This is a genomic window from Snodgrassella alvi, assembly GCF_002777855.1.
GTDB classification, from domain to species: Bacteria; Pseudomonadota; Gammaproteobacteria; order Burkholderiales; family Neisseriaceae; genus Snodgrassella; species Snodgrassella alvi_E.
Genome location: NZ_MEIK01000034.1, coordinates 471,337 through 485,641 on the forward strand (window position 1 = coordinate 471,337; position 14,305 = coordinate 485,641).

The 14,305-nt window shown below is 43.2% G+C and carries 11 protein-coding genes; 2 read left to right on the forward strand and 9 right to left on the reverse strand.

The annotated features are described in order from the left end of the window. Positions 1-38: 38 nt before the first annotated feature. The 4 genes from BHC43_RS07960 to ettA all read right to left on the reverse strand — a co-directional run bounded on the left by BHC43_RS07960 (position 39) and on the right by ettA (position 6,504). Positions 39-1,574, reverse strand: coding sequence for a peptidylprolyl isomerase (locus BHC43_RS07960; protein ID WP_100140584.1), 1,536 nt, complete (start codon positions 1,572-1,574; stop codon positions 39-41). 153 nt (positions 1,575-1,727) lie between these two features. After that, positions 1,728-1,997 carry an HU family DNA-binding protein gene (locus BHC43_RS07965; RefSeq protein WP_100140679.1) on the reverse strand — a complete coding sequence of 90 codons (270 nt, stop codon included), beginning with the start codon at positions 1,995-1,997 and terminating at the stop codon, positions 1,728-1,730. 193 nt (positions 1,998-2,190) lie between these two features. Further along, on the reverse strand, positions 2,191-4,596 hold the full coding sequence (gene lon / locus BHC43_RS07970; protein WP_100140678.1) for an endopeptidase La: 2,406 nt from the start codon (positions 4,594-4,596) through the stop codon (positions 2,191-2,193). A gap of 240 nt (positions 4,597-4,836) precedes the next feature. After that, a complete protein-coding gene (gene ettA / locus BHC43_RS07975; protein WP_100157029.1) occupies positions 4,837-6,504 on the reverse strand; it encodes an energy-dependent translational throttle protein EttA in 1,668 nt (555 codons plus the stop codon). Between the two features lie 148 nt (positions 6,505-6,652). Here ettA and BHC43_RS07980 point away from each other — a divergent pair, with 148 nt between their 5' ends. Beyond that, the gene (locus BHC43_RS07980) at positions 6,653-7,297 is read left to right on the forward strand and encodes a DedA family protein (protein ID WP_100157092.1); all 645 of its coding nucleotides are present in this window, start codon (positions 6,653-6,655) and stop codon (positions 7,295-7,297) included. 39 nt (positions 7,298-7,336) lie between these two features. Further along, a complete protein-coding gene (mutL, locus tag BHC43_RS07985; protein ID WP_100157030.1) occupies positions 7,337-9,268 on the forward strand; it encodes a DNA mismatch repair endonuclease MutL in 1,932 nt (643 codons plus the stop codon). A gap of 118 nt (positions 9,269-9,386) precedes the next feature. Here mutL and BHC43_RS07990 read toward each other — a convergent pair whose 3' ends face one another. The 5 genes from BHC43_RS07990 to BHC43_RS08010 all read right to left on the reverse strand — a co-directional run bounded on the left by BHC43_RS07990 (position 9,387) and on the right by BHC43_RS08010 (position 14,254). Continuing rightward, positions 9,387-10,970 (reverse strand): YdgA family protein, encoded by a 1,584-nt coding sequence (locus BHC43_RS07990; RefSeq protein ID WP_100157031.1) that lies wholly within the window; start codon positions 10,968-10,970, stop codon positions 9,387-9,389. Between the two features lie 144 nt (positions 10,971-11,114). Beyond that, entirely contained in the window at positions 11,115-11,918 is an 804-nt protein-coding gene (locus BHC43_RS07995) for a TrmH family RNA methyltransferase (RefSeq protein WP_100157032.1), read from the reverse strand. Beyond that, positions 11,915-12,937: a tRNA dihydrouridine synthase gene (locus BHC43_RS08000; protein WP_100157033.1), complete on the reverse strand. Its 1,023-nt coding sequence runs from the start codon at positions 12,935-12,937 to the stop codon at positions 11,915-11,917. Before BHC43_RS08000 ends, BHC43_RS07995 begins: the two co-directional genes overlap by 4 nt. Positions 12,938-13,016: 79 nt before the next feature. After that, the gene (locus BHC43_RS08005) at positions 13,017-13,766 is read right to left on the reverse strand and encodes a PhnD/SsuA/transferrin family substrate-binding protein (RefSeq protein WP_100140578.1); all 750 of its coding nucleotides are present in this window, start codon (positions 13,764-13,766) and stop codon (positions 13,017-13,019) included. Next, positions 13,763-14,254 (reverse strand): PAS domain-containing protein, encoded by a 492-nt coding sequence (locus BHC43_RS08010; protein WP_257378004.1) that lies wholly within the window; start codon positions 14,252-14,254, stop codon positions 13,763-13,765. The genes BHC43_RS08005 and BHC43_RS08010 overlap by 4 nt, the downstream gene beginning before the upstream one ends. Between the last annotated feature and the right edge of the window lie 51 nt (positions 14,255-14,305).

The following is a 14,305-nucleotide window of genomic DNA, read 5'->3' on the forward strand; positions in this document are numbered from 1 at the left end:
TATTGACCTTATAAAATTTATAAGGTCAATGGTATAAATTACTGCTCGTCAGCTGTATCCAGCTTTTGTGCCCCTTGTTTGAGTTTATAACGACTTTTTAACCAGGCTAAATTACTGGTGGCCAGATTCTGTGCCAAATTCTGACTGATTACCTGTTTTGCCTGTGGCAGAACATTCGCCATATCCTGTGGTTGTTTTATGGCATTAACTTTTACCAGTACTGGATTTTGCTGATCACTCAAAAGAATGTAGGCAGGTTTGCCACTAACAGGTTTGGCTTTAATCCAGCTCTGAAAATCAGTTTTAGACATCATTGCTACAGCCTGCTGCGGCGTTAAATCAGCTGTTTGCGACCAGCTCAAACTGGCATTGACGTTTGTACTAACGTTGTTTAAAGCTTGCTTTGCTGCTGCTAAAGCCAATTTTTTACTTTCTGCGGCCACATAATCCTGTTGAACTTGTGCTTTGATTTCCGTAAAGGATGCCTGATGTTCTTTACGCACATCGATAGCACGAACTACCCAGTAATTGCCATTACCTATATCAATTGGTTCAGAGTTGTAGCGTTTAACCAGAACATCGTTGCCAAATAATGCATCCTGTAATGCCTTGGGCATGCCACTATTATTAGCCATGTCTCGAGTGAGCCACACCTGATCTATTTTATGTATCGTTAAACCTAGCTTGTCTTTTATCGGTTGCAAGGTTTTCGGATTATTAAAAGCCAAGTCACTCACATTTTCTTTTAATTTAGCTACCACAGCTGCACCCTTACGGGCTTGAATTTCCTGTGTCAGCTGCGTACGGACGTTCTCTAGCGCCGGTTTGGGTGCTGAGGCCGTAGTCGGAATCTGATTATAGGCTTCCTGTATCTCTGCTTCACTCACGCTTTCTTTAGCACCAAGTTCCATGGCAGACAACTGGACATATTCATATTTGACAGCCTGCGGCAAATAATATTTTTTCTTATTCGCTTCGTAATAAGCTTTTAGTTTGTTGTCGTCTACTACTACCTGATGAGTGAAATTAGCGGCAGGAAATGTCAATGTCTGTACTTCACGAGCAGCCTGTAACAGATTCACCATTTGTTTGGCCTGAGCATCGCTGACCACATTTCCCGCTTTCATCAAATTAAGCATGGATTGCATGGCATATTGTTTACGCATACCGTCAATAAGCGCATCTTCAGACATACCGGCTTGTTGCAGGAAAGCACGATATTTGGCTTCTACAAATTTTCCGTTTTCCTGAAAACTGGGATCAGATGCAATAACCTGCTTTATCTGATCTATTGGTACAGTGATATTCATATCATTTGCACCCTGCTGCACATATGCCTGATCGACCAGTGAATCATATACCAGCTTTTTGCTTACCGGATTCCCAGAAGCATTTTGTATTCGGCGCTGAAAATCATTAACATCATTTACTTTGATTTTAATGTCGCCAACTTTGCTGATGTAATCTGTACCGGGAACAGCCAGTGTGTAACCACCGGCAAATACAAAACTCAAGCAAATCACACCGAGAATAATCTGAGCCGGTGTTCTATATTTTTCTACAATGTGGAACATGAGATTCAGTTAACTTTTCTAAAGCAGATAAAAGAAGCCTATTGTAGCGTTTTTTGTGAGGCTCAACCATGCTGTTTGTACAGCTAATGCACAAAAACGACAGACAAAAGAAAAGGCGGGATATCCCGCCTTGATTTAAAACATAAAACTGAATTACAGAGCATCTTTCAGTGCTTTACCGGCACGGAACTTAGGCGTTTTAGCTGCTTTGATTTCTAACGGTTCACCTGTTTTAGGATTACGTCCAGCACGGGCTGCACGCTCACCAACATAAAAAGTACCGAAACCTACCAGCGTAACTGTGTCGCCACTTTTCAAAGTGCGGGTAACAGCACTGATCATACCGTCCAGAGCCTTGGCGGCAGAAGCTTTAGATAAATCAGCCTCTTGGGCAATGGCTTCAATCAATTCAGACTTATTCACAATAAAGTCCCTTTCTGTTGTTATGTTCATTTGATTTTCAGGAACCATATGTGCAGTGGAACCTGAACAATACATTACGATTACTTTATAACAAGCCCAAATTCTTTATGTCAAGCATCGTCACCGCTGCATAAGGTTAAATCATGCCAAAAACAAAGCCATTCACCAATTAGTGTTGGTGAATGGCTGCATATCAATGTTTTACGGTTTTAGTAGTTGACTTGGCCGCAGATTTAGCTATTACTCCTTCTTCAGGCACGCTTGTCCATGGAGTAGGCGGATAAGCCAGACCGAGATTAAGCACCTCATCAATCCACTGTACCGGGTGAATAGTGAGTTTTTCGCAGATGTTGGCAGGAATTTCTTCCAAATCTTTGACATTGTCTTTTGGAATCAACACATGTTTGATACCACCTCGTAATGCAGCCAACAGCTTTTCTTTAAGACCGCCAATAGGCAATATTTCGCCGCGCAAAGTGATTTCACCAGTCATTGCCACATCTGCACGTACCGGAATACCGGTAAACGCAGAGACCAAAGCCAGTGTGATGGCACTGCCAGCACTGGGTCCATCTTTAGGTGTCGCTCCTTCGGGTACATGAACATGAATATCGTTTTTCTCATAAAAATCAGGTTCAATGCCTAAGCTTTCAGCCCGAGAACGTACCACGCTCCATGCAGCACTAACAGATTCTTGCATAACATCACCAAGCTTACCGGTGCGCAAAATATTGCCTTTACCACGAAATTTGCTTGCCTCAATGGTTAAAAGCTCACCACCGACTTCAGTCCAAGCCAGCCCGGTAACCTGACCAACACGGTTTTCATTTTCTGCAACACCATAATCAAAGCGGCGAACACCCAGATAATCATGCAGATTATCAGCATTAATTACGATTGCTTCAGGCTTGGTTTTGGTTTTTTTAGCTTTACCGGCACTAAGTTTTTCTTCTGCAACAGCCTGTTTCATCACTACTTTACGGCAAATTTTGGCTATTTCTCGATCTAATGAGCGAACACCGGCTTCACGAGTGTAATAGCGGATAATATCGCGTACTGCAGATTCTTCTATGCTGATTTCGCCTTCCCGTACACCGTTCTGTTTGATTTGCTTAGCCACTAAATATTTCATGGCAATATTGATTTTTTCGTCTTCGGTATAGCCAGAAAGACGAATAATTTCCATGCGATCAAGCAAAGGAGAAGGGATGTTAAGACTGTTGGATGTGGCAATAAACATTACATCCGACAAATCAAATTCTACTTCTGCATAGTGGTCAGAAAATGAATGGTTTTGTTCAGGATCCAGCACTTCCAGTAAAGCACTGGCTGGATCACCCCGAAAATCATTACCTAATTTATCAATTTCATCCAACAAAAACAGTGGGTTTTTCACACCGGCTTTGGCCATGTTTTGCAGAATTTTACCAGGCATGGAACCAATATAAGTGCGCCGGTGGCCACGGATTTCACTTTCATCGTGCACACCGCCTAATGCCATGCGTACATATTTTCGTCCTGTAGCCTTAGCTATGGATTCGCCCAGTGAGGTTTTACCTACACCCGGTGGTCCTACGAGACACAAAATAGGACCTTTAAGCTGATTCATGCGTTTCTGCACGGCAAGGTATTCAAGAATACGCTCTTTGACCTTTTCTAATCCGTAGTGATCTGCATTCAGAATTAGGTCTGCTTTGGCAATGTCCTTGCTTACTTTAGATTTTTTCTTCCACGGAAGCTCCAGCAGAGTGTCAATGTAGTTGCGAACTACGGTAGACTCTGCTGACATCGGTGGCATCATGCGTAATTTTTTGAATTCAGAAAGACATTTTTCTTCAGCTTCTTTGCTCATGCCAGCGTCACGAATTTGAGTTTCCAGATTAACCAGATCATCATCTTCTTCACCCAGCTCTTTCTGAATCGCTTTTACCTGTTCATTCAGATAGTATTCCCGCTGAGATTTTTCCATCTGCCGTTTGACGCGGCCTCGAATACGTTTTTCTACCTGAAGGATGTCCAGTTCTGATTCAAGCAAATGCAATAAATGTTCCAGTCTTGCTGTAACATTTATCATAGACAATATTTGCTGACGCTGATCTAGTTTAAGTTGCAAATGGGCGGCAATAGTATCAGCAAGTCTACTTAAATCTTCAATCCCATGAATGGTAGTCACTACCTCAGCAGGAATTTTTTTGTTTAACTTTGCCAGTTGGTCAAACTGGGAAAGCAATGTACGGCGTAATGCTTCATCATCATGAGAATCGGTATTGATGTCGGCACATTTTTCTATGTGCGCTTCGGCGTAAGGGCCGCTCTCATCTATATACTGTACTTGTGCACGATACAGACCTTCTACCAGCACTTTAACTGTGCCATCTGGTAGTTTGAGTACTTGCAGAATGTTGGCTACAGTACCCATTGCATACATATCTTCTGCATGTGGTTCATCTGTATCGGCATTTTTCTGTGCCAGTAAGAATACGGGCTCGTCATGCTCCACAGCTGCATCCAACGCTGCTATAGATTTTTCGCGCCCGACAAAAAGGGGCAGTACCATGTGCGGGTAAACAACAACGTCGCGTAGGGGCAACATTGCCATAGTTGTTGGCTGCACCGGAGAAGAATCATAAACTTCAGCCATGTAATGCCTCAATCTTTCCTGTAAATATGCTATAAAATTGGATGAGAAAATGGTGCTGAACCAGCGTTTTTCAAGTGCTTTTGTGCTGATTAATCATTGACGTGATTTTGGGTAAGGGCATAAATGGATTTAATATGCCTATAAACTAAAGGCCGGCCAGGATAGATTTATTGCGATCGCTGAACCGGCCAAAGCTAATTAGCGGGTAACCGGTTTATAACGGATACGTTTGGGTTTGGCACCTTCCTCACCCAGACGGCGTTTTTTATCTGCTTCATATTCTTGATAATTACCATCGAAGAAGACCCATTTCGAATCGCCTTCTGCCGCTAATATATGGGTGGCAATACGGTCGAGGAACCAACGATCGTGGGATACCACTAGTACACAGCCAGCAAATTCTAATAAAGCATCTTCGAGCGCGCGCAGGGTTTCTACATCCAAATCATTGGAGGGTTCATCCAGCAAAAGCACATTGCCGCCAGAAATTAGAGTTTTGGCCAGATGCAGCCGACCGCGCTCACCGCCGGAGAGTTTGCCGACGATTTTGCTCTGGTCACTCCCTTTAAAGTTAAACCTTCCTAGATAGGCTCGTGCCGGTATTTCAAACTGTCCTACCTGTAAAATATCCCTGCCTTCGGCAATTTCGTCAAAAACGGTTTTATCTTCATGCAGGCCATGCCGGCTCTGATCTACAACAGAAAGTTTAACAGTCTGACCAATCTTCACTTGTCCCTGATCTGGTTGTTCCTGTCCGGTAATCATTTTGAATAAAGTGGACTTACCAGCTCCATTTGGTCCAATGATGCCGACAATGGCTCCCGGCGGGATTTTAAAACTCAAATCATCAATTAGTATTTTGTCGCCAAAACTTTTGCTGACGTGTTCGAATTCGATAACTTCATTTCCCAGACGCTCTGCTACAGGAATAAAGATTTCCTGCGTTTCATTGCGTTTTTGATATTCGTAGTTACTCATTTCTTCGAAACGTGCCAATCGAGCTTTGGACTTGGCCTGACGCCCACGGGCGTTTTGTCGCACCCATTCAAGCTCATGTTTCATAGCTTTTATTCGCGCTGCTTCGGCTTTGGCTTCGTGTTCCAGTCTGGCTTCTTTTTGTTCCAGCCATGAGCTGTAGTTACCTTTCCATGGAATGCCGTGACCGCGGTCTAATTCCAGAATCCATTCAGCAGCATTGTCCAAAAAATAACGATCGTGCGTTACAGCTACTACAGTACCAGGAAAACGAACCAAAAATTGTTCCAGCCATTCTACCGATTCGGCGTCCAGATGGTTGGTAGGTTCGTCCAGTAAGAGCATGTCTGGTTTGCTCAATAGTAGTTTGCACAAAGCCACACGACGTTTTTCACCGCCAGAGAGATTGCCGATAAGGGCATCCCATTCCGGCAGCCGTAAGGCGTCTGCAGCAATTTCCAGCTGATGCTCTATATTGTCACCAGCTCCTGCTGAAATGATGGCTTCCAAACGAGCCTGTTCCTCAGCCAGCGCATCAAAATCTGCGTCCGGTTCGGCGTAGGCAGCATAAACTTCTTCCAGTTTCTTTTGCGCGGTAGCCACATCGCCCAATCCGGATTCAACTTCTTCCCTCACAGTTTTATTAGCGTCCAGTTGGGGTTCTTGTGGTAAATAGCCGATTTTAATGCCACTCATTGGAATGGCTTCGCCTTCAAATTCGGTGTCTACACCGGCCATGATTTTCAGTACGGTGGATTTACCTGCACCGTTCAGACCCAGCAGGCCAATTTTGGCGCCAGGAAAAAACGACAAGGAAATGTCTTTGATAATTTGTTTCTGTGGCGGCACGGTTTTACTTACGCGCAGCATGGAGTACACATATTGGCTCATAGTTTATTCTGTAGATTAAATTGATGTGTATCAGCCTCTATTTGGAGACTGGTTGTCATGATTTTGATTTTAACATGCATATTCCTGCTTTCGCGGAAAGCTTTGCGTTAAAATACTCCCTTTTATTTTGCCGCCTTAGCATATGCATATTATCTCTGCTCTGATTGATTTTATTTTACATATTGACCAGCACCTGCAATTTATTGTCTCTCAATATGGTGTCTGGATTTATGTGATTCTGTTTGCGTTGATATTTTGTGAGACGGGGTTGGTGGTTACCCCTTTTCTACCTGGTGATTCATTATTGTTTGCTGCTGGTGGTATTGCTGCCGTCGGGGAAATGAATATTCATTGTATGGTAGTGTTATTACTGCTGGCAGCTATTATTGGCGACGCAGTTAATTTTTATGTGGGTCAGAAATTCGGTGCACATCTGTTTGCCAATCCACAGTCGCGGATATTTAAGCAGATTTATTTGCACAAAACTCAGGAGTTTTATGCAAAACATGGTGGAAAGACCATAATTATTGCTCGTTTTGTCCCAATTGTGCGCACTTTTGCCCCCTTTGTGGCCGGTATGGGGCACATGCATTACGGTCATTTTTTTCGCTATAACTGTATTGGTGCTATTCTCTGGGTGGTGCTCTTTTCATATGCAGGCTATTTTTTTGGCAATCTGCCGTTCATCAAAGAGAATCTATCTTTGGCCCTGATAATCATTATTGCTATCTCACTGCTACCGGCAATTATTGAAATCATGCGCCATAAGCTGGGCAAAGGCACAAACAAATAATTTTTTATCTGCTGCTGAATAACTATTTACAGGAAAAATATGAGCCAGATACATCTGTTATCAGATCATTTAATCAACCAGATAGCTGCCGGTGAGGTAATTGAACGTCCGGCCAATGCGCTAAAAGAGATTATTGAAAACAGTCTCGATGCTGGTGCTAGCCATATTGATATAAAACTGGAAGCTGGTGGTATCAAACGTTTGTGTGTGACAGATGATGGACAAGGCATGAGTGAATCCGATATACCGCTTGCTCTGCATCGCCATGCCACGAGTAAAATCGGCAGTTTGGAAGATTTAGAAAAAGTTGTGAGCATGGGTTTTCGCGGTGAAGGTCTGGCCAGCATCGCTTCTGTAAGCCGTCTGACCTTAACCAGTCGCACTGCTGATGCCAACCATGCCACGCAGATATACGCAGAAGATGGCCGGCTCAGCCCTATCAAAGCTGCTGCTCATGCGGCTGGTACTACAGTAGAAGCAGTGGAACTCTTTTTCAATACTCCGGCCAGACGACAATTTCTCAAATCTGCAGGTACCGAATTTGCCCATTGCCGCACTATGGTTGAGCGTCTGGCGATGGCACATCCTGATGTGGCTTTTGATTTGCAGCATAATGGCAAAGATATTATTAGTCTTCCAGCTCAATCGCTGTTTGAGCGCTGTACCGCTATTATGGGTACAGATTTTGCTGCTGCCAGTCTAAATGTGGACGAAAGCATGAATACCATGCGTGTGTATGGGCTGATTGGCAAACCGACCTTTATGCAGGGAAAATCCAGTCAGCAATATATATTTGTTAATCAGCGCTTTGTACGTGACAAAATCATCTTACATGCTGTAAAACAAGCTTATAACGATGTTTTGCATCAGGCGCTCACACCGGCATTCGTGCTTTTTTTAACTCTGCCACCAACAGAGGTCGATGCCAATGTGCACCCTACTAAATCGGAAGTACGCTTCCGGCAGAGTCAGGCCGTACATCAGCTTATTTTCCATGCTCTGAATAAATGTCTGGCAGCAACAAATGCCGCTCAAACCGAATCAGTTTCGCAACCAGCCACCGTACTGGCTGACATCATGCAAAAGCAACCGGCTGATGTACAGCAGCTATTTGCTACTTCTGAAAATAAAAGCAATTTACAGAAGACTCCGGCTCCTTATCAGCGCAGCCATACGCCACTGCAGCGTAACTTGAGTCTAAGAGAATCGCAAGCTGCTCTGAACACTTATGCGCAGCTATATAAACAGGAACCGTCTACGACAGACAATTCTATAGCGGACAATTTTGAGTCGGAAGCAGATAGTGAACTCGTAATGTGGGAACAGGCTCGAGGTGTAGCAACAGCTTCAACAACGCAGCAGACAACAGTAAATGATACGGATATTCCGCCATTGGGCTATGCCATTGCTCAGTTACTGGATATTTATATTCTGGCTCAAGCTGAAGAAGCACTCATTTTGGTAGACATGCATGCTACTGCTGAACGGGTAAATTATGAAAAGATGAAACAACAACGCGATGCTACAGGTAAAGTGAGTAGTCAGACCCTACTCATTCCAGTACGCTTTCAAGCGAGCAATGAAGAAGTGGCTACAGCAGAGGACTATTCTCTTACGCTGCGGGAATATGGTTTAGACATTCAGATTGAGAATAACCAGCAGCTGGTGGTGCATTCTGTTCCGGCCATGTTGATAAAAAGTGATATTCAGCGACTAGTACAGCAGGTATTGGCTGATATGATAACTATTGGCAGCAGTGATGTAGTAAAAGAACGTGAAAATCGAATTCTTTCTACTCTTGCTTGCCATGGTTCAGTTCGTGCTGGACGTAGATTAACTTTACCAGAAATGAATGCATTACTGCGGGATATGGAAAAGACTGAACGTGCTAATCAGTGTAATCATGGCCGTCCGACATGGGTAAAATTGCGCTTGCAAGATTTAGATGCTTTATTTTTACGTGGGCAGTAAAACTGTGCAATATTCAGAAGCATTACAAATATCAGTACTTGTATAAATAATCTTAATTCAAAACCCTCTTTATCTAAAAAGATAAAGAGGGTTTGTTGATTATGACTAAAGTAACAGTCTAATGGCTTGTACTAGCGGCTACTGCAGATGCAGCTGGCAGTTCAGCATAATCAGGTTCGGTTTCTGGCTCCGGCTCTATATTCCACATTTTGCCGTTTAGGTAAACTTTGCCATTAATTAATTTCAGATGGGTTTTCACAATACCGTTGCTCACCTGAATGTAGCCTTTTGCCTGCATGGATTTAATTGCACTATCAATCATCAGACGTATGGTCTGGTCGATATCCTCTAGCGCTTCTGCACCGCCAGCACTAGCATCAACAGTAAACAAAGCTCTAGCCTGACTAATGGCAAAATTTTCCATTATTGCCTGCGGTATGGCAAAATCCATTTCGGATTCAGTTTTATTCAGCATGGTGCTCAGTTGCTGCATATCAGATGCAAGCAGATTTTTAAAACCAAGATTACCATGAATATCAATCAATCCCTGTGGCATTTGCAGGTTAAAGGTATTGAGTTTGATTAAAGGATCATGCGTAAACAAACCCAATCCTTCGTTTCGTACGGCAGAAACAATGGCTGCGCGTAGCTGATCATTATTCAGGTTCTGGGTAGATAGCTGAGTAATTTTGTTATTGATGGCTACCAGACTGGCTGCATCCAAATGTTCTGCGGCTGCATCAATATCCAGAGGGCCATAGACATCATTGCCGTACTGCATTCTTTCGAAGCCGAATTTACCCTGACTATTAATCCATTGATCCTGCTCTTTGGTGGATGTAGAAAGTTTCAAATTCTGAATATTGATTTTGGTGGGCATATTATTGCCGGCCGGACTGATAAAGGCACCTATTTGCAGATTAGTAACCAGATTAACCAGCTGATCCAGACGGATGTTGTTGTCAGCGGTATCATTCCAAATAAAAGTAATATCTTTTATGCTAAGGTCACTGTTTCCAAGAGCCAGGGATGTCTTTCCATGCTCAGTATGACTGGTAAACTGCAAATCCTGATAAGAAGCACGGCCTTTGGTCGACAGAATCATGTCCAGACCAGGGCTGACTGTGTGGCTGTCATAACTATTGAAATCTTCAGCGTAATCAATAGTAGAATCCAAGCCCTGCCAATTTATTTTAATACCTGACAATTCTTCATAATTGAATTTAGGTATCACTACATGCATCTGCCCGCTGCCGCTCAGATTGATGGTGTTTTCAAGTTTGACCGGAGCTTCCTGCCCGAAAAAACGAGCCAGAATCTGCTGCGCCTGCGGGGTAAAGCGCAATTCTGTTTCCACATGTGCTCGTACCGGCCGGATGCTGCCGGCAAATAAACCATGCCGTACATGATTAACCACGGTAATAGGCTGTTGTAACACGGTACGCACATTATCAGGAAGCTGTTGCTGAATACCAGCAAAAAAGCTTGGTTTAAAGCGAATCTGCATGGTTTCAGTAGAGGTAAACCATCCACGCTGATAGCTTTGTTTATCAATAATTAAAAAAGAGCTTTTAGCCAGTAAATCGCGTTGTTCATCCATACTTTGCTGCGTTTTTACCCCTAAATAGCAAGGTAAGGCGAGTACAACAAGCAATATGACAGCCACGATGGCGGCAATAATGGTTAAAATCCGTTTATTCATGCTCGAAATGTCTTATATATCCACGTTCTGGAAGAGTTGCAGGATAACATCAAACTGGCTGTTTGTCCGCGGTGTTTATCGGTGTAATCAGACTTATTCAAATGTGAACAATTTTGATTTGCATGTACCGGACACATAAATTGGTTAATTTAGTGTACCGCCAGCCGTCAGTCGCTGACGCTGTTGTTCAAATAAACAGACAGTTGCAGCCATGGCAACATTAAGTGATTCTGTTTGTCCGATCATTGGTATTATTACATGCTCGGTAGCGCTGTGTAGCATTTTTGCACTTAAGCCACTGCCTTCATTACCAAATAGCCAGCCAACAGGATGAGTCAGATTCAGTGTGTACAAGTTTCTGGCTGCAGTGCTTAATGCGGTAGCGTATAAGGGATGAGCGTAATCTTCACGCCAAATATCCAAATCAGCAACCGTCTGTATAGAAAGATAAGCATGTGCACCCATGGCGGCCCGTAAGACTTTTGGAGACCAAACGTCAGTACTGTCTTTACTGAGCACAATATGCTTAACACCGGCCGCAAGAGCGCTGCGTAAAATCGTACCAACATTTCCTGGATCTTGTACCCGTTCTAACACAACTACATCGTTATCTATAGATGCCTCAATCTGCGTAGGTAGGGATAAGATGGCAATTGGTTCTTTTGAGTGAGTTAAATCGCTGATTTTCTCTAACAAATGGTCGGCAACTAGTACAATTTGCTGTGCCGGTAGCTCTCTCATTAAGGCAACTATTTCAGGATCATTTGCACGAATTTGCGGTACATACATTGTGTGGATGGTGTGACCTGCCTGCATAAATGTCTGAATCAGGTGTATACCCTCCACCACAGCAAGCCGGTGCTGACGTCGATAATGTGATTGTGCAATTAACCGCGACAGATGCTTGAGTTCGGTATTACTGGCTGACTGGATAATTTTGTAGTTCATACCGAAATTCCATTTTCTGATGTGAGTAGACTTAATTCTTTTTGAATGTCGGCAATAGTCGTTATTTTACGTAGTTGTATGAATAACTCTCCGGCTTCTGCATAGTGCAGTCTGAGCATGCCAAGCCATTGTTTCAAACGTGCCACCGGATAATTGACATGGCTATTGCTTAGCTGACAACAGCCATTAAAAAAATCCTCAATCCATGGCAAAATTTCGGTCCATGTTAAAGCAGGAAGATTGATTCCCCGATTGGTGGCGGCAATCTGTCTTGCTAAGTCCGGACATTGAACGGCACCGCGTCCGAGCATGACATCGGTACAACCACTGATTTCGCGTATCTGATGATAATCGGTTAAAGTGAACACATCGCCATTGGCAATAACTGGAATGCTTAAAGCTTCGCGGATGCGTCCTATCCATTCCCAGTGTGCGGGCGGCCGATAGCCTTCTGTTTTTGTACGTGCATGCACGGTGACTTCACCAGCACCACCCTGTTCGATTGCGTAAGCGCATTCTAGTGCAAGATTTTTATGTTCATAGCCCAGTCGCATTTTTGCGCTCAGTTTGATTTCAGCTGGTAAACTTTGACGTACGGTAGCAACTATTTGTTCGATTTTTTCTGGATACTGCAAAAGTACGGCCCCACCCTGATGTTGATTGACGGTAGGAGCCGGACAACCAAAATTCAAATCTATATGGTTGGCACCTAATTTAACTACCTTCAATGCATTTAAAGCCATATTTTCAGCATGGCTGCCCAGTAACTGAACGGCCACAGCTGTGCCGGCTTGAGTCTGATTATTCTGTGCCAACTCTGGCATGTATTTCAGCCACATAGACTTGCCGTGCAAGGTATGGGTAATCCGTACAAATTCAGTGACACATATATCAAAGCCACCTATACGAGTTAATAAATCGCGCATAGGTGCATCTATGAGTCCCTGCATAGGGGCAAGTAATATTCTGGGAAAAGATATTTTCGTCTGTATATCAGGACTGCTCACGCGTATAACCATTGCTCTTACAAAAAACAACGCAACCTGTTGTCTGACAAGTTGCGTTTTTAATTATAAAATAAAAATGGTTGCAGCAGGTTTAATCGCGTAATGTTTCAATTAGGTCGATCAGTAATTCTACCTCTTCTGTCTTCAAAACAGCAAACCCATCATTCAGACCCAGATCTTCCAGCAGCATTTCTCCTGCCGGTGTTTCATGCATGGAGGTAAATGCATTCTGTAAAGTATCAAGCATATCTGCATGCCGCGGATGTAGCAAAATCATATGATATAAATCATTGATTTTACTTTCAATCAGCAAATTTAGGCGGCTGAGTGTAATTGAAGTCAGCTTGTGATAGGCGGAAGACATAAATAAGCCTATATCACCTTCGTGCTGAATCAAACCGCGTGCCACTGCTGAAAATGATTCACTTTTTACCCATGTGAGGTCTTTTTCTTCAATATCTACTGCTTCCAGTAGACGTAAAGCAATCAATTTGACATCATAATTTTCGGTACACAAAATCTTCATACCGGGTTTGACATCCTGAAGTGATTTGATTTCACTGTCAGCCGCACTGGCAATAACCATTTCATCGAAACGATTAACAGGACGAACGACCGGCAAATAACCCAACTCTCTAATCAGCTTAGAAGCATTAAATGGATTTGCATAGATAATATCGACATTGTTTTTGTCAATTTCCTGCTGCTCTTCTTCAGCATTGCTGGCCATAAACAGGTGCACTGGGGCATCAATTAGGCGTTGCAGACGGGTATTTAGAAAATGCCAGCCAGCATAGAATTCAGGGGGAAAATCTGGTGCAATCAGAAAATTAATGGTCATGAATTACCCCGTTCTTCTTTCATTAGTCCTTCATACAGACTTTGCATTTCCAGCACCTTGCTGCGAGATGGTTTTCGCCTCACTGAAGTATATCCCTGAATCACACCATCCCTTATATTAGGCACAATTGTTGCATATACCCAGTAAAATCCACCATCTTTACGGAGGTTTTTAACATAGCCGTGCCATTTCTTACCCTCTTGCACGGTATCCCACAAATCTTTATAAGCCACTTTCGGCATATCGGGATGACGCAGGATATAATGCTCAGCGCCCATTAGCTCTTCGCGCGACCAGCCGCTCATATGCACGAATACTTCATTGGCATGTGTAATTATTCCCTTTAAATCTGTAGTAGAAGTAATCAGACAGCCATCAGGAAATTCTGTTTCTACATCAGTACAATATACGGTGCGTGTTACCCCATCGTAATGTGTCAATTCAAATGTACGGTGCTCAATTTCAGGCACCTGCATCGGTGAAATCATTCTGACTCCATTTTCTTGAATGTGGACAACCAGACGAATAATGCAAAAGTT

Excerpts from the sequence above, each read along its gene's own strand:
- BHC43_RS08010 (WP_257378004.1), bottom strand. The coding sequence starts at position 14,254 with ATGATTTCACCGATGCAGGTGCCTGAAATTGAGCACCGTACATTTGAA.
- BHC43_RS07995 (WP_100157032.1), bottom strand. The coding sequence starts at position 11,918 with ATGAACTACAAAATTATCCAGTCAGCCAGTAATACCGAACTCAAGCAT.
- BHC43_RS07960 (WP_100140584.1), bottom strand. The coding sequence starts at position 1,574 with ATGTTCCACATTGTAGAAAAATATAGAACACCGGCTCAGATTATTCTC.
- BHC43_RS07990 (WP_100157031.1), bottom strand. The coding sequence starts at position 10,970 with ATGAATAAACGGATTTTAACCATTATTGCCGCCATCGTGGCTGTCATA.
- lon (WP_100140678.1), bottom strand. The coding sequence starts at position 4,596 with ATGGCAATGTTGCCCCTACGCGACGTTGTTGTTTACCCGCACATGGTA.
- ettA (WP_100157029.1), bottom strand. The coding sequence starts at position 6,504 with ATGAGCCAATATGTGTACTCCATGCTGCGCGTAAGTAAAACCGTGCCG.
- mutL (WP_100157030.1), top strand. The coding sequence starts at position 7,337 with ATGAGCCAGATACATCTGTTATCAGATCATTTAATCAACCAGATAGCT.
- BHC43_RS08005 (WP_100140578.1), bottom strand. The coding sequence starts at position 13,766 with ATGACCATTAATTTTCTGATTGCACCAGATTTTCCCCCTGAATTCTAT.
- BHC43_RS08000 (WP_100157033.1), bottom strand. The coding sequence starts at position 12,937 with ATGGTTATACGCGTGAGCAGTCCTGATATACAGACGAAAATATCTTTT.